Raw genomic sequence first — 18,425 nt, 5'->3', positions numbered from 1 at the left:
GAGGCAGCGAACCTGGATGTGACATTGCTGCCGAACTTTTTCGTTCCACCTATTCAGCCAGCGGATCGCGGAAGCCGGGTTTGCCATGCGGGGCGTGACCGACTATGTGCGTTCGCGATATCGGCGTCGGCATGGAGCCCCGGCTGCGCCTTCACCCCAAAGCACAGGAGTGTTGCACCGTGGCTACCGCTGCCGTCGTTGAACAAGACTATATCGTCCAGGACATCTCTCAGGCCGACTATGGCCGGGCCGAAATCGCCATTGCCGAAACCGAGATGCCGGGCCTGATGGCTCTGCGCGAGGAATTTGGCGCTTCGCAGCCGCTCAAGGGCGCGCGGATCACCGGCTCACTGCACATGACCATCCAGACCGCCGTGCTGATCGAGACGCTCGTCGCGCTCGGCGCCGAGGTCCGTTGGGCCACCTGCAACATCTTCTCGACCCAGGACCACGCTGCTGCCGCCATCGCGGCGCAGGGTATTCCGGTGTTCGCTATCAAGGGCGAGAGCCTGGCCGATTATTGGGATTACGTCGGCAGGATCTTCGACTGGGGTGATGACTCCACTTGCAACATCATCCTCGACGACGGCGGCGATGCGACCATGTTCGCGTTGTGGGGCGCTCGCGTCGAAGCTGGCGAAGCTCTGTTCGAACCCTCCAATGCCGAGGAAATCGAGTTCGTTCGCGCGCTCAATGCTTACCTCAAGGCCAAGCCGGGCTACCTGACCAAGACGGTCCAGGCGATCCGCGGCGTGTCGGAGGAAACCACCACCGGCGTCCATCGCCTCTATAGCCTGGCCAAGCAGGGCAAGCTGCCGTTCCCGGCGATCAACGTGAACGACAGCGTGACCAAGTCGAAGTTCGACAACCTCTATGGCTGCAAGGAATCGCTGGTCGACGCGATCCGTCGCGCGACCGACGTGATGCTGGCCGGTAAGGTCGCTTGCGTCGCCGGTTTCGGTGACGTTGGCAAGGGTTCGGCCGACAGCCTCCGCAATGGCGGTGCGCGCGTGATGGTGACCGAGATCGATCCGATCTGCGCGCTCCAGGCGGCGATGGAAGGCTACGAAGTCGTGACGATGGAAGAAGCGGTCAAGCGCTGCGACATCTTCGTCACCGCGACCGGCAACGAGGACGTGATCACCGCCGAGCACATGAAGGCGATGAAGCCGATGAGCATCGTCTGCAACATCGGTCACTTCGACAGCGAGATCCAGATCGCCGCGCTCGACAACTACGATTGGTCGGAAGTGAAGCCGGGCACCGACCTGGTCACTTTCCCGGACGGCAAGAAGATCATCATTCTCGCCAAGGGTCGCCTGGTGAACCTCGGCTGCGCCACCGGCCACCCGAGCTTCGTCATGAGCTGCAGCTTCACCAACCAGGTGCTGGCGCAGATCGAGCTCTTCACCAAGAGCGGCGAATACCAGAACGACGTCTACATCCTGCCCAAGCACCTCGACGAGAAGGTCGCTGCGCTGCACCTCGACAAGCTCGGCGCCAAGCTGACCAAGCTGAGCCAGCGCCAGGCCGACTACATCGGCGTGCCGGCAAATGGGCCGTTCAAGGCCGACCATTACCGCTATTGATCTCGTAAACGCTCGTCACCCCCGCTTCGGCGGGGGTGACTGGGCACATTCGGCCTCAATAGTCGTGCAGGAGGCGGCTTCGGGCATTGCATCACCCCCTCCGCGCTAATAGCTGACAGGTCATGGAATTATCTCCTGTCGCGCTGGTCATGCTCGGCCTCCTGTTGGCGGCGTGGACTTTTGGCGCGGTCTGGCTGGTACTGGCGGCGCAAAGCCGCGCTCGCCACGCGCGCACGGCCCGGTCGACTGCGCGCCGGCTGACGCGGATGATCGACGATTCGCCCGCGATTCCGCTACTGGTGAAGTCTGACGGCAAGATCGAAGGGCCAGAACGGCTTGCGGCCTGGCTGGGGCTGCAAAAGCTTCCTGGATACCTGAGCGAACTCGACGGTGGGGAGGCGGGCGGCCTTGAGGCCGACGACCTCGAGCAACTGCGCGATGCCGTACGCAAGACGCAGAAGACTGCCGCTCCCTTCAGCATGGTCGCGACGCCGCGCGGTTCGGGCAAGAGCCTGGCGATCCGTTGCCATCTGGCCGACTCCGTCATCGCCCCGAACGGAGCGGCGTTGTTGTGGTGGTTCGATTTCTCCGAAAGCCAGGGCGAGCTGGCGCGCTTGCGCAGCGAAACCGCCAGGGCAAAGACCGACTTTGCCGCGCTTGTCGGCCTGATCGAGGCCGCACCCACGCCGATGTGGTTCCGCGGTCCGGACATGAAGCTGCGCCTCGTCAACAGCGCCTATGTCGAAGCGGTCGGCAGCGAGAGCGCCGAGGATTGCGTCAAGAAGCAGATCGAACTGATCGAAGTGGTCGACGGGCTCAGCGCGGCACAAGTCGCGCGCCAGGCGGCTGACAAGGATCTGCCGGTCGAGCGCATCGTCCAGGCCACTGTCGGCACCCAACGCCGCACCTTGCGGGTCAGCGACCTGCCGCTCGGCAAGGAAGGCGTTGCGGGCTATGCGATCGACATCGAAGAGATGGAGGAACAGGCGCGCGAATTCCGCGCCTTCCGCGAGGCTCAGCGCCAGATCATCGACCAGCTCTCGATCGGCGTGGCGCAGTTCGATGCGGATCGCCTGCTGACGTTCGCCAACCAGCCTTTCCAACGCATCTTCGCGATGCCGCCTGCGGCCCGGCTCGATCCGCTCAAGTTCGACCGCTTCCTCGATACCGCGCGTGAGGCCGGGCGATTGCCCGAAGTGCGTGACTTTCCGGTCTGGCGCCGTGAGCTGGGCGGTTGGTTCACGGCCGGCGAGGCGAACGAGGATGCCTGGACCCTGTCGGATGGCACACACCTGCGCATCGTTGCCCAGCCTTTGCCCGATGGCGGGTTGTTCATGGTCGCCGAAGACCGTTCCGAGCAACTGGCGTTGTCCGCCGGGCGCGATACGCTCTTGCGCACGCGCACGGCCACCTTCGACAGCCTGTTCGAATCTCTCGCGGTGTTTGCGCCGGACGGCCGCATGCAGCTGTGGAACCGCCGCTTCCCCGAGATCTGGGGATTGCCGGAGGAATGGTTCGACGAACATCCGAGGATCGAATCCCTGCTCGAACGCATCGGTTCGAAACTCGCGCGGCCTGGCCAGCGGGAAGCTATCGGCGAAGTCGTGCGCGCGGCCACGCTCGATCGCAAGCAGCGCGGCGGGCGGGTGCAACTCTCGAACGGCCGCACCCTGGAGTTTGCCGGCGTGCCTCTGCCCGACGGGAACGGTTTGCTTACGGTTCTCGACGTCACCGACAGCAAGAAGGCCGAGGATGCCCTGCGCGAACGCAATACGGCTTTGGAAGAGGCCGATGCGGTCAAGACGCGGTTCCTCGCCAACATGTCCTACGAGTTCCGCACGCCGCTGACCTCCATCGGCGGTTTTGCCGAGCTTTTGCAGACCGGCGTCGCCGGGCAGTTGAGCGACCAGGGGCAGGAGTATGTGGCTGCGATCCTCGCTTCGGTTGGACGGCTGAGCGCCCAGATCGAAAGTGTGCTCGACCTGACGCAAAGCGAAGCCGGGCTGCTGCCGATCGCGACCGAGGAAACCGAGCTCCTGACTTTCGTCACCCAAATCGTACGCGAACGCGAAGAGGCAATCGAAGAGAAGAGCCTGACGCTCGACTTGCGCGGCGATCGCTCAGCGGGCTCGATCATGGCCGATACTCGTCAGCTGAAGCGCGCCATCGGCAACCTTCTCGACAATGCGATCAAGGCGGCGCCGAATGGCGGCCGCATTCTCGTCGCGCTCTCCCGTCGCAAGCAGGGTGTGCGGATCGTGGTTTCCGACAATGGCCCGGGCATGAAGCCGAGCGAGCTCGCACGGGCCCTCGATGGCTATCGAATGGGCGCAGATGGCAAGCCTGAGAGCCGGCGTGGCGGGCTTGGCCTGCCGCTCGCCCGGCAACTGATCGAAGCCCACGGCGGCCGGCTTGAGCTGCAGTCGGAAAAGGGCTCCGGCACGACAGCCACCATCGTGTTGCCGTGACCATCGACCTGCCGGACCTCGCTTCGATGGAGCAGCTAGGCCAGCGGATCGCGGCGAGACTGCAGCCGGGCGATGTCGTCGCGCTCTCAGGCGGCCTTGGCGCGGGCAAGACCACGCTCGCTCGATCGGTCATTGCCGCGCTTGGCCATGAAGGCGAAGTGCCGTCGCCGACGTTCACGATTCTCGAGACCTATGATCCGCCGTCCGTCCGCTTGCCGCTGGTCCACGCCGACTTCTACCGATTGGAGCGGCCGAAGGAGGCGGACGAGTTGGGCCTCGACGATTATCGCGAGGGGGCAGTGCTGATTGCGGAGTGGCCTGAGCAGGCGGGCGGATTTGCCCATGAGCCAGGATGCCTCTCCGTCACGCTGGAAATTGCGGGTAGCGGTCGCAGGGCGATTGTCGAACCGGGGGCTGATTGGCTAGGGCGCCTTCCATGAATTCAGAACTGCCGGATGGTCTCGAGGCGTTTCTAGAGGGTGCAGGGTGGAGCGGTTCGATCGTCGAGCCCTTGCCCGGCGACGCCAGCTTTCGCCGCTACTTCCGCATCCGAAGCGATGCCGGAAGTGCGATGTTGATGGACGCGCCGCCGCCTCACGAGGATCCGGGCCCTTTCCTTCATGTGGGCAAGTGGCTCACCGCCAACGGCCTGCGCGCGCCGATAATCTACGCCGAGCAGGCTGAGCGGGGCCTGGTCCTGATCGAGGATTTCGGCGCCGACCGCATGCGCGATTGGCTCGACGAGAACCAGCACGCCGAGGAAGCGATCTACAGCCGGGCGGTGGATGCGTTGGTTGAGTTGCACGCCTGCGCTCCGGGGCCGTTCGAGCCTTACGACATGGCCGTCTATCAGCGTGAGGTGGGGCTATTCACCGAGTGGTACTGCCCCGCGATGAAGCTCTCGGTTGATAGCGAGGGCTGGCGCGAAGCGTGGAATGAGGTGCTCGAGCCGATGCTCGCTCGCCAGCACCCAGGCGTGACCGTGCTTCGCGATTACCACGCGGAGAACATCATGCTGCTTCCGGATGGGGAGCAAGGGCTGATCGATTTCCAGGACGCGCTGGTCGGCCATCCGGCCTACGACATGGTCTCGCTGCTGCAGGACGCCCGGCGCGATGTTTCGCCGGAGTTGGAGCGCAAGATGCTCGACCGGTATCTGGCCCAAGTGAATGCCGGGCCGGACTTTGAAGCGGACTACGCCCGGCTCGGTGCGCAGAGGAATGCCAAGATCGTAGGAATTTTCGCACGCCTGTGGCTGCGCGATGGCAAGCCGCGTTACCTGTCGATGATCCCGCGCGTGTGGGAAGCCATGGAGCGCGATCTGGCGCATCCGGCGCTTGCTCCGGTGGCAGAATGGTTCGCCGCCAATGTGCCGCAGGAACTGCGCGAAACCGGCGGTGGTGAGATCAAGTGACCGAGCTGGCTTCAGACACCGCCATGGTCCTGGCCGCTGGGCTGGGTACTCGCATGCGTCCGCTGACCAACGACCGTCCCAAACCGTTGGTCCAGGTCGCCGGCAAGGCGCTTATCGACCATGCGCTCGATCGCCTGGCCGAGGCGGGGGTGGCTCGCGCAGTGGTCAACCTTCACTACTTCCCCGAAATGATCGAGGAGCACCTCGCAGGACGCGTCGCGCCTGCGGTGACATTCTCTGACGAGCGAGCCGTCCTGCTCGAAACCGGTGGTGGAATGGTGAACGCGCAGGACCTGTTGCCCGATCCATTCTTCTGCGTGAACAGCGACAACATTTGGCTCGATGGCCCTACCAACGCCTTTGCGGAGCTTTCGCAGGTGTGGGACCCGGAGCGGATGGATGCGCTGCTGTTGCTGGTGTCGCATACCCGGGCCTCAAACTTTCGCGGGAAGGGCGATTTCCAAGTCGACGGCAAGGGCAGGCTGACTCGCCGCCTCTCCGGTCGGATCGCGCCGTTCATTTATACCGGCGTTCAAATTGTCTCCAAACGCCTGCTCCGCGATGCGCCGGAAGGGCCGTTCTCGACGCTCGCGTTGTGGGATCGGGCAATCGAGGAAGGGCGCCTTTTCGGAATAGCCTTCACCGGCGAGTGGTTCGAAGTCGGCGATCCCGAGGCGATAGCACCGACGGAGGCGGCCTTGGCCGGTGCCTGACCGTCCAGGGCCAAATGTCTATTCGATAGCCGCGCATCGCGGGTTCGCCGATGCGCTCGTGGCCGGGCTGGTGCCGCGCTACGCCGATCCTGAGGTCGGTCTCACCCGCCTGACGCTGCTCCTGCCGAGTGGCCGCGCAGTGCGGACCATGAGCGAGGCCTTCATCCGCCATTCGGGCACCGGGCTGCTGATGCCGCGCATGGTGGTGGTTGGCGACCTTGATCTCGACGAGACGCTGGGGCCACTGCTCGATCCGCTGGGGGCGGGTGACGGCATTCCCCCGGCTGCCGACCTCACGCGCCGCTGGCTGCGTCTGGCAGAAATCATTCGCGAGACGCAGGGTGACAAGGCACCCAAGGGCAGCGCGCTGCTGCGCCTGGCCTTCGAGATGGGGCGGGCGATGGATCGCCTGCTGGTCGAGGAGATCGGTCCCGAGGAGCTCTACCAAGACCGACTCATGGGCCTGCTGGGCGACATGGCCGACAACTGGAAGCGCAGCCTGGCGCTGTTCATGATCGTGCAGGACCGCTGGTACCAGGAGCTGATGGCCCGCGGGGAGGTCGATCCCGCCGATCGGCGCAACCGGCTGTTCCGCTACGCCGCCAAGCGTTGGCGGGCCGATCCGCCGCCGACTCCGATCGTCGCCGCAGGAGTGACCAGCGCGGCCAAGGGCGTCGCGGCGCTGCTGCGGACGGTGGCGCGGTTGCCGGACGGCGCGGTCGTCCTGCCTGATCTCGACCTGTCGATGAGCGCGGAGGTTTGGGACGAGCTTGGCGTCGCGGGTGCCCCGGACGCCGAACAACCGATGATGCGCGGCGATGCGGTGACGCATCCGCAATACCACCTCAAGCTGCTGCTCAACCGCATGCGCGTCGCGCGCGACGAGGTGCAGCCGTGGCATCGGGCAGGACTTGGCAAAGGGCCGCCCGAGCGCAGTCACGCCATTTCCAGCCTGTTCCTGCCGCCCGAGGCGAGCAAGGAATGGGCAGGCCTTTCACCGGAGCGGCGGCGGCTCTCGGGCGTGCGCCTGATGTTGACCGATCACCCGGAGGAGGAAGCCCAGGCCATTGCGCTGCTGGTGCGAGAGGCGCTCGAGCAACCGGAGAAGCGGGTCGCGGTGGTCACACCCGATCGCGGGCTCGCTGCCAGAGTGGTGCAGCACTTGCGGCGCTGGAACATTGAGGCCGACGATTCCGCCGGTCGTGCGCTGTCGCAAACGGCGGCGGGACGCCTGTTGTTGCTGCTGGCGGAAGTCGGGGCGGAGCAAGCGGCACCGGTGGCGCTGGTCGCCTTGCTCGAACATCCACTGGTCCGCGCCGGCGAAGGGCGTGGGGACTGGCTCGACGCCGCCCGTGCCTTGGAGCTCGCCTTGCGCGGTCCTCGCTCGGCGCCCGGCTTGGAGCCATTGCGCGAGGTCGCTCAGGAGGCCCAGGTTGCACCGTGGTGGTCTGAGGTTGAGGCGATTCTCGCACCTCTCGTCGAGCCGGGAGAGGCGCTGCTTGCCGACCAACTCGACCGCTTGATCCTCGCGGGCGAGACGCTGTGCGGAGAAGGGCTGTGGGCTCGCGAGGACGGTCGCGCTCTGTCGGCACTTGTGGAGGACTTGCGGCTGCAGGCTCGCGATGTCGGCACCCGCCTCGACACCGCCGATTTGCCGTCGGTTCTGCGCGAGGCGATGGACCGTGTCGCCGTGCGGCCGCCTTACGGTGGGCATTCGCGAGTGGCGGTCTACGGCTTGCTCGAATCGCGCATGACGCGGGCCGAGCTGGTGATCTGCGCCGGACTCAACGAGGGCGTATGGCCGGCCACTCCGGCGCCCGATCCGTTGCTTGCCCCGGCGGTTCTGCGGGCGCTGGGAGTGCCGGGTGCAGACTTCCGCATTGGCCTCGCCGCGCATGACCTCGCCGGCCTACTCGGAGCGCCCGAAGTCGTGCTCAGCCGCGCCCGGCGCGATGGCGGCGGTCCGGCGATTGCGAGCCGGTTCTGGCTGCGTGTGCAGGCCTTGCTTGGTGAGGACTTGCTCAAGAACCACCTCGAAACCGGGATCCCCGAACTCGCGCGCTCGCTCGACGACGGAAAACCGGCCGAACCGCATCCCCGCCCCGAGCCCAGTCCCTTGGCAGAGCAGCGTCAGGTGCGCATCAGCGTTACCGCGCTCGATCGCCTGCGCTCCGACCCGTTCCAGTTCTACGCCAACTCGATCCTGCGCCTGAAGGAGCTCGACGCCCTCGACGCAGAGCCTTCGCCCGCCTGGCGCGGTGAAGTCGCGCACAAGATCCTCGAGCGCTGGCACAACGGTGAAGGGACGCTGGATACCCTCGCCGCCGACGAACTGCGTCAGATGAACGCACACCCGCTGATGCGAGCGCTGTGGCGGCCCCGGCTGCTCAAGGCCCTCGAATGGGTCGAGGGGCAGATCGCCGCGGATCCCGCGCGTGTCCCGACCGTGATCGAGGACTGGGGCAAGATGGAGGTCCGCGGGGTCGAGATATTCGGCAAGGCCGACCGCATCGACCGCTTCGCCGACGGCACGCTCGCCATCGTCGACTACAAGACCGGTGCTCCGCCAAGCGGCCGCGAAGTCGAGGCGGGTTATGCGCTGCAACTCGGAACCCTGGGCTTGATGGCCGAACGGGGCGCGTTCGAGAAAGTGCAGGGCGAGCCCGTGAGGTTCGAGTACTGGTCGCTCGGCTCCAGCAAGGAGAGCGAGACCGGGTTCGGCTACGTCACCACGCCGATCCTTGAAGGCAACAAGCGCGTCGGCATCCCAGTAGAGGACTTCCTGCCCGAAGCCTCGCGCTATCTCAACGAGGCGCTCGACCGCTGGATTCTAGGCGACGAGCCTTTCACGGCCCGGCTGAACCCCGATGCGCCGGGGTACGACACTTACGACCAACTCATGCGCCTCGACGAGTGGATGGGCCGCGAATGAGCCAGGTCCACCCCCTCAAAGGCGACCAGGCCAGAGCCGTCGATCCGTCGGACAGCGTATGGCTGTCCGCCTCGGCCGGCACCGGCAAGACGCAAGTCCTCTCGGCCCGCGTGCTGCGGTTGTTGCTGACGCCCGGCGTTCGTCCGGAGAACATCCTCTGCCTGACTTTCACCAAGGCCGGCGCCGCGGAGATGGCGGAGCGCGTGAGTTCGGTGCTCGCCCGCTGGGTCCGGCTCGAACGGACCAGGCTATTCGCCGAACTCGAACACATTGGGGCCAACCCGACCGCCGAAGTGATCGAACGCGCGAGGACTTTGTTCGCCAGCGTGCTCGACTGTCCGGGTGGCGGGCTGCGGATCGATACGATCCATGCCTTTGCCCAGTGGCTGCTCGGCGCCTTTCCCGAGGAAGCAGGCCTCATTCCCGGCACTCGGGCGATGGAGGACCGAGACCGGGAATTGCTCGCGCATCAGGTCCTCGCCGATCTGCTCGTGGAGTGGGAAGAACGCGGCGATTCAGGCTCGATCGCTGCGCTTGAGGGGCTGTCGCTGAGGTTCGGCCCCGACAAGGCGCGGGGCTGGCTGATGCGCTGCGCCGAAGCGCGTGAGGCGTGGTTCGGGCCAGGTTCCTGGCAGGAGCCGCTGCGCAATCGTGTCGAGGCGCTGCTCGGCCTTGAAATCGGCGCTGGGCCCGAGAGCGTGGCCGCGCTGTGCGACGATGGGCTGTTCGATTGCGCGGCCCTCACTCGGTGCCTGGAGGTCAATCGCGCCTGGGGAACGGCAACTGGCCTCAAGAGTGCGGAGGCGATTGAAGGGTGGCTGTCCGCCGACACCATAGGCCGCGCGGAAGCGTCAGCCGAGCTTGCCGCGGCCTTGTTCACCCAGAAGGGCGAGATCCGCTCGCTCAAGTCGCTCGAGAAGCTCGACGCCAACTATGAAGGCATGGCGCATCGGGTGCGCGATGGTCTTGAAGCGGTCCGGCAGCGGCAGCAGCTCCTCGCCCTCGTGGACATGCTCACGCCCGCGCTCACCGTGGGCCGCTGTTTCGCGCTGGCCTGGGAAGAGGCCAAGCAGCGGGAAGGACTAGTCGACTTCGACGACCTGATCCGTCGCGCAGCCGGACTGCTCAAGTCGGAGAGCACCGGGCGCTGGATCGCGTACAAGCTCGACCGGCAGTTCGATCACATCCTGGTCGACGAGGCGCAGGACACCAACGAGGCACAGTGGGAGATCATCCGCGCGCTGACGGGCGAGTTTTTCACCGGGGAAGGGCAGCGCGACAACAAGCTGCGGACGATCTTTGTCGTCGGCGACTACAAGCAGGCGATCTTCGGCTTTCAGGGAACCAGCCCGGAAAACTTCGAAGCCGCCAAGACCGCTTATGCCCGCGAGATGGCCGAACTGGCGCGCAACGCCGCCGAGCTACGCCAACCGATCGAAGCGCGCGAGCTCGTCGAACTTGGTCTCGGTCGATCCTTCCGCACCTCCCAGCCGGTGCTCGATTTCGTGGATACCGCCATCGAGGCGATCGGGCCTGAGAACTTCGGTTTGAAGGATGTGCCGGGGCAGCATGTCGGCCACGAGCGGCCCGGCCTCGTCACATTGTGGAACCCGATAAACTCGCGGCCGGACGATGAAGACGACGGGGAGGGTCCGGAGACCTGGCTTTCCGCGCCTGAAAGACGGATGGCGGACAAGATCGCCGAGCAGATCAAGTCGATGATCGGCCGCTTTGCCCTGGCGAAGGAAGGCGGACGCACCGCCGCGCCGGGCGATTTCATGGTGCTGGTGAGGAAGCGCCGGGAGCTTGCGGGTCTGATCGTTGCCCGGCTTCACGCCGCGGGTGTGCCGGTGGCGGGGGTCGACCGATTGAGGCTCGGCGCGCCGCTGGCGGTGAAGGACCTGATGGCGGCGCTGCGTTTCGCAGCTCAGCCGCTCGACGATCTCAGCCTCGCTGCGCTGCTCGTGTCTCCGCTTGTCGGATGGAGCCAGGAGCAGTTGCTCGAGCACGGATACCGGCCGCCCAAGGTGCCGCTGTGGGATCACTTGCGCCGCTCGCGCCATGCCGATGTCGCGATGCTGCGCGAGTTGCTCGATCCGCTGCTGGCTCGTGCCGATTTCGAGCCGCCGCAGGCCTTGTTGCAGTGGCTGCTGGTGGGGCCATGGCAGGGGCGCAGCAAGCTGGTTGGCCGCTTGAGCCGGGAAGCCAACGATCCGATCAACGAATTGCTCAACGCCGCGTTGGCTTTCTCGGCCTCGAACACGCCGAGCATCCAGGGCTTCATCCAGTGGTTCGATGCCGGCGAAGGCGAGTTGAAGCGTGAGGCCGGAGGGTCTGAAAACCTCGTCAGGGTGATGACCGTCCACGGCTCCAAGGGGCTGCAGGCGCCGATCGTGATCCTCGCCGACGCAACGGGCGATCCCGACAAGTCGCTGCAGAGGGGCCTGTCGCTCAAGGAGCCCCTCGGTGACCGGACAATTCCCGTCCTCGACCTGAGCAAGGACCAGCGCGTCGGCCGCATCGCCGAGGCGGCGGAAGTGGCCAAGAAGGCCGAGCGGGAGGAACATTGGCGGCTGCTCTACGTCGCCATGACTCGCGCGGAGGAGGCGCTGTTCATCGGCGGCGCGCTCGGGAAGCGGGAGAAGGAACCGGCGGCGGACAGCTGGTACGCGCGGCTCAACCTGCTGGTGCAGGGCGAACCCGTGGCGGATCCGATATGGGGCGAACTCCGAGAACTCGGTGAGCGTGCCCTTGTCGTTGGTAAGCCGCTGCGGGCTAAGCTTGCCATTCCGCCAGCCCTGCCTGCGTGGGCGGTGCAACCTGTCGGACCGGAGCCGCGCCCACCTAGGCCCCTCGCGCCTTCATCGGTGGGAGAGGACCAAGGGGCCGATCCGCCGTTGCCTGGCGGGGTATTGGCCGCCGCAGCCCAGCGCGGTGTGCTGATCCACCGGCTGCTCGAACGTCTGCCCGATGTCTGGCCTGACCAGCGGGAGGCAAGGGCGCTTGCCTGGCTGGCACGCAATGCCGCCACTCTGACCGAAGATGACCGCCAGGATATCGTCTCGCGTGCGCTGGCCGTGCTGACAGAGCCGCAGTGGGCCGAGTTGTTCTCGCCGGCCGCGCTGGCCGAAGTGCCGCTTGCTGCGGTCGTAGGCGGGCAAGTCATTGCTGGGACGGCTGACCGCTTGCTGGTTGAGCCCGGCCGTGTGCTCGTCGCCGATTTCAAGACCGCGCGCCGTCCGCCGCGATCGATCGAGGAGGTTCCGCATTCGACGCTGCGCCAGATGGCGGCCTACGCCGCGGCGTTGGCGGCGATCTACCCGGGCCGCAGGATCGAGGCGGCGGTGCTCTATACCCAGACACCTCAACTGATCCCGATTCCGGCCGAACTTATCGAGGCACACCGGCCTGGCCTCAACGCCGGCTTGACCCCGGAGCAGGAAAGCTTTGTGAATTGAGCCGTTGCCACTTGGATCAGGCTGCCTAGATAATCGATCCAAGAACAGGAGCTAAGACATGGCCACCAAGAACGTTACCGATGCCAGCTTCCAGGCGGATGTCCTCGATTCCGAGACTCCGGTGCTGGTCGATTTCTGGGCGGATTGGTGTGGCCCGTGTAAAATGATCGCCCCTGCGCTCGAAGAAATCGCCGAGGAACTGGCCGGCCAGGTGACCATCGCCAAGATGGATATCATGGAGAACCCGGAAGTGCCCGGGCAGATCGGCGTGCAGTCGATCCCGCTGATGATCCTCTACAAGAACGGCCAGCCCGTCGCGCAAAAGCTCGGCGCTGCGCCGAAGAGCCAGCTCAAGGGCTGGATCGAGAGCGTTATTTAAGACTGCTTTTCCCCTCCCGCTTGCGGGAGGGGCACAGGCGCTATTCCGGCGGCAGGTTTGCCAGCCGGTTCGCCATCTCTTCCCACAGCGCCGGCGACGCCGCACCAAGCAGGCCTTTGCGGGCCCATTCGTCCACCCGGTAGGGTGAGCCATCGAGCCGCGCTGCTTTGCCGCCAGCTTCGTTGAGCCACAGTACGCCCGCGGCGTGGTCCCAGGCGAGCGTGCGTTCGAAGATCGAGACGTCGTTCACACCCAACGCCAGGCGCGGGTACTGTTCGGCGGCGCAATAGGGGACATCGACCAGGCGGTATCCGGCTGCGGCTTCCTTCACAGCTTCCCGCCGCGCGCCATCCATGAAGATCAGCGAGATCGCCGCGACCGGCGGAGTTTCGCCTGTCGGTCGGGCGGTGATCTTCTCACCGTTGACGAAGGCGCCCTTGCCGCGGTGGGAAATGCAAATCCGGTCGGTCAGGCAGTCGTAGATCCACCCGGAATGCGCCTCCCCGCCCGAGGCCATGGCGATCAGGATGCCGAACGGAGGCTGGCCCTTGGCAAAGTTGCGCGTGCCGTCGAGCGGGTCGACGATCCAGCAGTCACTCGAAAGCCGATCCTGCACCGAGGCATCGGCATGTGCTGCCTCCTCGCCAACGATGGGGAGGCCCGGGACGATCTTGGCCAGGCCCTCGGCGAGCATCTCCTCGGCAAGGTTGTCCGCCACCGTCACGACGTCGTCGACCGCCTTGGCGGTGATCTCGTCCGCGGCGAGCTTCTGGTAGTAGGGAAGGATCGCCCGTTGCGTTACGTCGCGCAGCAGGTCTTGCATCGTGCGATGAAGGACGTCCGGGGTCACGAGCGATAATCCGCGTTGATGGCGATGTAGCCGTGGGTCAGGTCGCAGGTCCACACGGTCGCGCGGCCTTCGCCGAGGCCCAGATCCACCTCGATTCCAATCTCTCGCCCCTTGAGGTGCGCGGCAACTGGTGCCTCGTCGTAATCGGCGAGCGGCAGGCCTTCCTTCGCAGCCCAGACCCCGCCGAATCCGATCGACAGCTTGTCGCGGTCGGCGGGCTCTCCAGCCTTGCCGACAGCCATGACCACGCGGCCCCAATTGGCGTCCTCGCCGGCGATAGCGGTCTTGACCAGAGGGGAGTTGGCAATCGCGAGCCCGATCCGCCGAGCGCTGTCATTGGAGACGGCTCCGGAAACCTGCACCTCGATCAACTTCTGCGCACCCTCGCCGTCGCGCACGACGAGCATGCCCAACCGCTTGCACACGTCCTGCAGGGCTGCAGCAAACGCGTCGCTCCCGGCGTCCTCGAACGAGGCAAGCGGCGTGTTTCCGGCCTTGCCAGTGGCGAAAGCCAACACAGTGTCGCTGGTCGAGGTGTCGCTATCGACCGTAATGCAGGAGAACGTGCTCTCGTTCGCCGCCGAAAGGCACTGCTGCAAGAATCCCGGCTCGACCGCGGCATCCGTGAATATATAGCCGAGCATGGTCGCCATATCGGGCGCGATCATGCCCGAACCCTTGATGATCCCGCCGATAGTGACCGTCCGGTCACCGATCACGGCTTGAGCTACGGCGCCTTTGGGAAAAGTATCGGTTGTTCCGATGGTTGCAGTAGCCTTCTCCCACGAACATGCAGGAGCCTGCAGGACTGACGCCACGCCATCACGCGCCTTGTCCTTCGGCAGCGGCACGCCGATCACGCCGGTGGACGACACAAAGACGTCGCTCGGCAGACACTCGAGGTGCGCCGCGACCTGGGCCATTATTTGCTCGACCGCCTCACGCCCGCGATAGCCGGTAAAGGCATTCGAGTTGCCGGCATTCACCACCAGCGCTCGGGCCCGTCCCAGACGCGCCTGCTCGCGTCCGAGCTCGACCTCGCTCGAGCAGCAGACGTTCTTGGTGAAAACGCCCGCTACTGTGGTGCCTTCGGCGAGCTCGACATAAGTGAGATCGCAGCGGTCCCATGACTTGTAGTGGGCTCGCGCAACGCGAAGCGTCACGCCGTCGATCGACGGGATCTCGGGAAAGGGCAGGGCGAGCGGAGAGCGTTCGAGGTCCATGGGCAAGCGCCTGTAATACCCAGCCGTGCCCGCGTAAACGCGCATTCCGGCTGGACCTTTGCCAGAGCACGAACTATCTTTCACCGCGATGCTTCGGAAGCTAGCCGCTCTTCTGTTCCTCCTCACGGGTCTCGCCGTGCTCGCGCAGCCTGCGCAAGCGCGGCTTTTCGACGTGGAGAGCGTGCGGACGGTTGATGTCGGCTACACCTGCACCGCGCAAGCGGGCGCTTCGACGGCGCGTCTCGCGGTCCGGCAGGACAGGGACGCCTCGCAGTCGAAGATGTGCCCCAGGCCACCGAAGATCGTGCTCATCGTTCCGACGGTGATGCTACAGGCTGACCGCGCGCGCGAATAGCGCGGCGACATCCCACTTCCGCTCGGTAACTCCGGCCACGCCTTGGCGCGCGGCCGCCATCGCTTCTTACAGACAGGATTCGCCCATGCTCGGCGTGCTCGCCAAGGCCGTTTTCGGCTCCGCTAATGACCGTTACGTCAAATCGCTCGACAAAATTGTCGCCACTATCAATGCGCTCGAGCCGCAGCTCGAAGATTTCTCCGACGCCGAACTGTCGGCACAGACCGCCAAGTTCCGCCAACAGCTCGAGGGCGGCAAGACGCTCGACCAGATCCTGCCCGAAGCCTTCGCAACCGTTCGCGAAGCCTCCAAGCGCGTCCTCGGCATGCGTCACTTTGACGTGCAGCTGATCGGGGGCATCGTGCTCCACCGCGGCGAGATCGCCGAAATGCGCACCGGCGAAGGCAAGACCCTGGTAGCGACGCTCGCCACCTACCTCAACGCGATCGAGGGCAAGGGCGTCCACGTCGTTACCGTCAACGACTACCTCGCTCGTCGCGACGCCGAATGGATGGGCCGCATTCACCAGTTCCTCGGCCTGACCGTCGGCGTGATCGTGCCCAACCTGCCCGAGCATGCCCGCCGCGAGGCCTACGCTGCCGACATCACCTACGGCACCAACAACGAATTTGGCTTCGACTACCTGCGCGACAACATGAAGCAGGAGCGGACCCAGCAGGTCCACCGTCCGTTCAACTACGCGATCGTCGACGAGGTCGACTCGATCCTGATCGACGAAGCCCGCACCCCGCTGATCATCTCGGGTCCCACCGAGGATAAGTCGGACCTCTACATCGCGCTCGATCAACTGGTGAAGACCCTGCCGCCGGAGCTCTACGAGGCCGACGAGAAGACCAAGAACATCTCGCTGACCGAGGAAGGCGTCGAGCATGTCGAGCAGCTGTTGATCGCCAACGGGGTGATCGAGACCGACAATCTCTACGACGTTGAGAATACCTTGGTCGTGCACCACCTCGACCAGGCGCTGCGCGGCAACGTGATGTTCAAGCGCGACATCGACTACATCGTGAAGGACGAGAAGATCGTCATCATCGACGAATTCACCGGCCGCATGATGGACGGACGCCGCTGGTCGAACGGCCTGCACCAGGCCGTGGAGGCCAAGGAGGGGGTGAAGATCGAGCCCGAGAACCAGACGATGGCCTCGATCACCTTCCAGAACTACTTCCGCATGTATCCCAAGCTGTCCGGCATGACCGGCACCGCCGCGACCGAAGCGGCCGAGTTCTGGGACATCTACAAGCTCAACGTCGTCGAAATCCCGACCAACCTGCCGGTGCAGCGCGTCGATGAGGAGGACGAGTTCTACAAGAACACTGCCGACAAGTTCCAGGCGATCGCCAAGTCGATCCGCGAGAAGCAGGACCTGGGCCAGCCAGTTCTGGTCGGCACCGTGTCGATTGAGAAGTCGGAACTGCTGTCGGGCTATCTCAAGAAGGAAGGTGTGGAGCACGCCGTCCTGAACGCCCGCTTCCACGAACAGGAAGCCCACATCGTCGCGCAGGCCGGTCGCCTTCGCGCGGTCACCATCGCCACCAACATGGCGGGCCGCGGCACCGACATTCAGCTTGGCGGCAACGTCGAGTTCCGTACCGAAGACGAGCTGAAGGACCTCGAGGAAGGCCCCAAGCGCGACCTGGAGATCAACCGGATTAAGGCTGAAGTCGCGGCGGAGCGCCAGAAGGTGCTTGAAGCCGGCGGACTGTTCGTGCTCGGCACCGAGCGCCACGAAAGCCGCCGCATCGATAACCAGCTGCGTGGCCGTGCGGGCCGCCAGGGGGACCCCGGCCTGAGCCGGTTCTATCTCTGCCTCGAAGACGACCTCCTGCGCATTTTCGGGCCGGACACGCTGTTCTCCAAGATGATGAACTCGAACCTCGCCGACGGCGAGGCGATCGGCTCCAAGTGGCTCTCGAAAGCCATCGAGACTGCGCAGAAGAAGGTCGAGGCGCGCAACTACGAAGTCCGCAAGCAGGTCGTCGAATACGACAACGTGATGAACGACCAGCGCAAGGTGATCTACGAGCAGCGCTCGGAAGTCATGGACGCCGATGCGGTCGACGATGTCGTCACCGATATGCGCGTGGATGCGATCAACACCATGGTTGGCACCGCCTGCCCACCGGAATCCTATCCGGAGCAGTGGGACATCAAGACCCTCAGGGAGAAAGTCGCCGACGTCCTTGGCATGGAGCCGCCGATCGACGCCTGGATGGAAGAAGAGGCGGTCGAACCCGACATCATCGAAGAGCGCCTGGTTGCGCTCGCCGAGGAAAAGATGGCGGCGAAGATCGGTGAAACCGATCCGAGCATCTGGCGCCAGGTCGAAAAGAGCATCCTGCTCGATCGACTCGATCACCACTGGAAAGAACACCTCGCCACGCTCGATGCCTTGCGCCAGGTCGTGTTCCTGCGCGCTTATGCGCAGAAGCAGCCGATCAACGAATACAAGCAGGAAGCCTTCGGCCTGTTCGAGAACATGCTCGAAGCGATCCGTGAGGACGTGACGCGCGTGTTGATGACCGCGCAGCTGCGCATGGCCGAACCGCCGCCGCCGCTGCCTGAGCTGCCCGAATTCCTGACCGGCCACATCGATCCGTTCTTCGGTACCGACGATGCCGCAGGCCTCGGCCGGATTGCCGGTGCCGAAGCGATCCTTGGCTCGCTCGCGGGCGCTCCGCATCCGACCGTCGGACCGGGCGGCGCCGAGGGCGACAGCAATCCTTACGCAGGCCTCGACATCAGCCGTAACGCGCCGTGCCCGTGCGGCTCGGGGCAGAAGTACAAGCACTGCCACGGAGCGGCTTGAGCCGTCAGATCCTCCCCGAGCTTGTCTCGGGGAGGGGGACCATTCGCGCAGCGAATGGTGGAGGGGCGTCGTGTTATTCCGCCTACCCCTCCGTCACACGCTTACAGCGTGCGCCACCTCCCCGAGCAAGCTCGGGGAGGATTGATGGTTTGAACGCGGCTCAGCCTTGCTCCCATTGTAACACCTGTTAGTAATGTCGCCGGGAAAGGGAGCC

12 protein-coding genes are annotated in these 18,425 nt (G+C 65.2%); 10 read left to right on the top strand and 2 right to left on the bottom strand.

What is annotated here, in order from left to right; genetic code table 11:
* The first annotated feature begins 131 nt into the window (after positions 1–131).
* From ahcY to trxA, 8 genes are all read left to right on the top strand, one after another.
* Positions 132–1,589, top strand: coding sequence for an adenosylhomocysteinase (ahcY, locus tag ASD76_RS05790; RefSeq protein WP_082553768.1), 1,458 nt, complete (start codon positions 132–134; stop codon positions 1,587–1,589).
* 122 nt (positions 1,590–1,711) lie between these two features.
* Positions 1,712–4,057 (top strand): PAS domain-containing sensor histidine kinase, encoded by a 2,346-nt coding sequence (locus ASD76_RS05785; protein ID WP_055919737.1) that lies wholly within the window; start codon positions 1,712–1,714, stop codon positions 4,055–4,057.
* A complete protein-coding gene (tsaE, locus tag ASD76_RS05780; RefSeq protein WP_055919734.1) occupies positions 4,054–4,497 on the top strand; it encodes a tRNA (adenosine(37)-N6)-threonylcarbamoyltransferase complex ATPase subunit type 1 TsaE in 444 nt (147 codons plus the stop codon). The genes ASD76_RS05785 and tsaE overlap by 4 nt, the downstream gene beginning before the upstream one ends.
* Complete coding sequence (locus tag ASD76_RS05775; protein WP_055919731.1) at positions 4,494–5,471, top strand: aminoglycoside phosphotransferase family protein; 978 nt, start codon at positions 4,494–4,496, stop codon at positions 5,469–5,471. Before tsaE ends, ASD76_RS05775 begins: the two co-directional genes overlap by 4 nt.
* Positions 5,468–6,184 (top strand): nucleotidyltransferase family protein, encoded by a 717-nt coding sequence (locus ASD76_RS05770; protein WP_235506522.1) that lies wholly within the window; start codon positions 5,468–5,470, stop codon positions 6,182–6,184. The genes ASD76_RS05775 and ASD76_RS05770 overlap by 4 nt, the downstream gene beginning before the upstream one ends.
* Positions 6,177–9,116, top strand: coding sequence for a PD-(D/E)XK nuclease family protein (locus tag ASD76_RS05765; RefSeq protein ID WP_055919728.1), 2,940 nt, complete (start codon positions 6,177–6,179; stop codon positions 9,114–9,116). The genes ASD76_RS05770 and ASD76_RS05765 overlap by 8 nt, the downstream gene beginning before the upstream one ends.
* Positions 9,113–12,574, top strand: a complete 3,462-nt coding sequence (gene addA / locus ASD76_RS05760; RefSeq protein ID WP_200943047.1) for a double-strand break repair helicase AddA — start codon at positions 9,113–9,115, stop codon at positions 12,572–12,574. The genes ASD76_RS05765 and addA overlap by 4 nt, the downstream gene beginning before the upstream one ends.
* A 58-nt stretch (positions 12,575–12,632) precedes the next feature.
* Positions 12,633–12,953, top strand: a complete 321-nt coding sequence (gene trxA, locus ASD76_RS05755) for a thioredoxin (protein WP_055919722.1) — start codon at positions 12,633–12,635, stop codon at positions 12,951–12,953.
* Between the two features lie 40 nt (positions 12,954–12,993).
* Here the strand turns inward: trxA and ASD76_RS05750 are convergent, their stop codons facing one another.
* Together ASD76_RS05750 and argJ are read right to left on the bottom strand one after the other, a co-directional pair.
* Positions 12,994–13,776, bottom strand: a complete 783-nt coding sequence (locus ASD76_RS05750; protein ID WP_055922987.1) for an inositol monophosphatase family protein — start codon at positions 13,774–13,776, stop codon at positions 12,994–12,996.
* 23 nt (positions 13,777–13,799) lie between these two features.
* Positions 13,800–15,026: a bifunctional glutamate N-acetyltransferase/amino-acid acetyltransferase ArgJ gene (gene argJ / locus ASD76_RS05745; RefSeq protein WP_055919719.1), complete on the bottom strand. Its 1,227-nt coding sequence runs from the start codon at positions 15,024–15,026 to the stop codon at positions 13,800–13,802.
* A gap of 88 nt (positions 15,027–15,114) precedes the next feature.
* On the opposite strand from argJ, the gene ASD76_RS05740 reads away from it, so the two are divergent.
* Both ASD76_RS05740 and secA read left to right on the top strand, forming a co-directional pair.
* A complete protein-coding gene (locus tag ASD76_RS05740) occupies positions 15,115–15,381 on the top strand; it encodes a hypothetical protein (protein WP_055919716.1) in 267 nt (88 codons plus the stop codon).
* An 85-nt stretch (positions 15,382–15,466) separates the two neighbouring features.
* Positions 15,467–18,211: a preprotein translocase subunit SecA gene (secA, locus tag ASD76_RS05735; RefSeq protein WP_055919713.1), complete on the top strand. Its 2,745-nt coding sequence runs from the start codon at positions 15,467–15,469 to the stop codon at positions 18,209–18,211.
* The last annotated feature ends 214 nt before the right edge of the window (positions 18,212–18,425 follow it).

This window comes from Altererythrobacter sp. Root672 (assembly GCF_001427865.1).
In the GTDB taxonomy this organism is placed as follows: domain Bacteria; phylum Pseudomonadota; class Alphaproteobacteria; order Sphingomonadales; family Sphingomonadaceae; genus Croceibacterium_A.
Note: the sequence above shows the minus strand (reverse complement) of the source record. Positions and strands in the feature narration are given on the sequence as shown.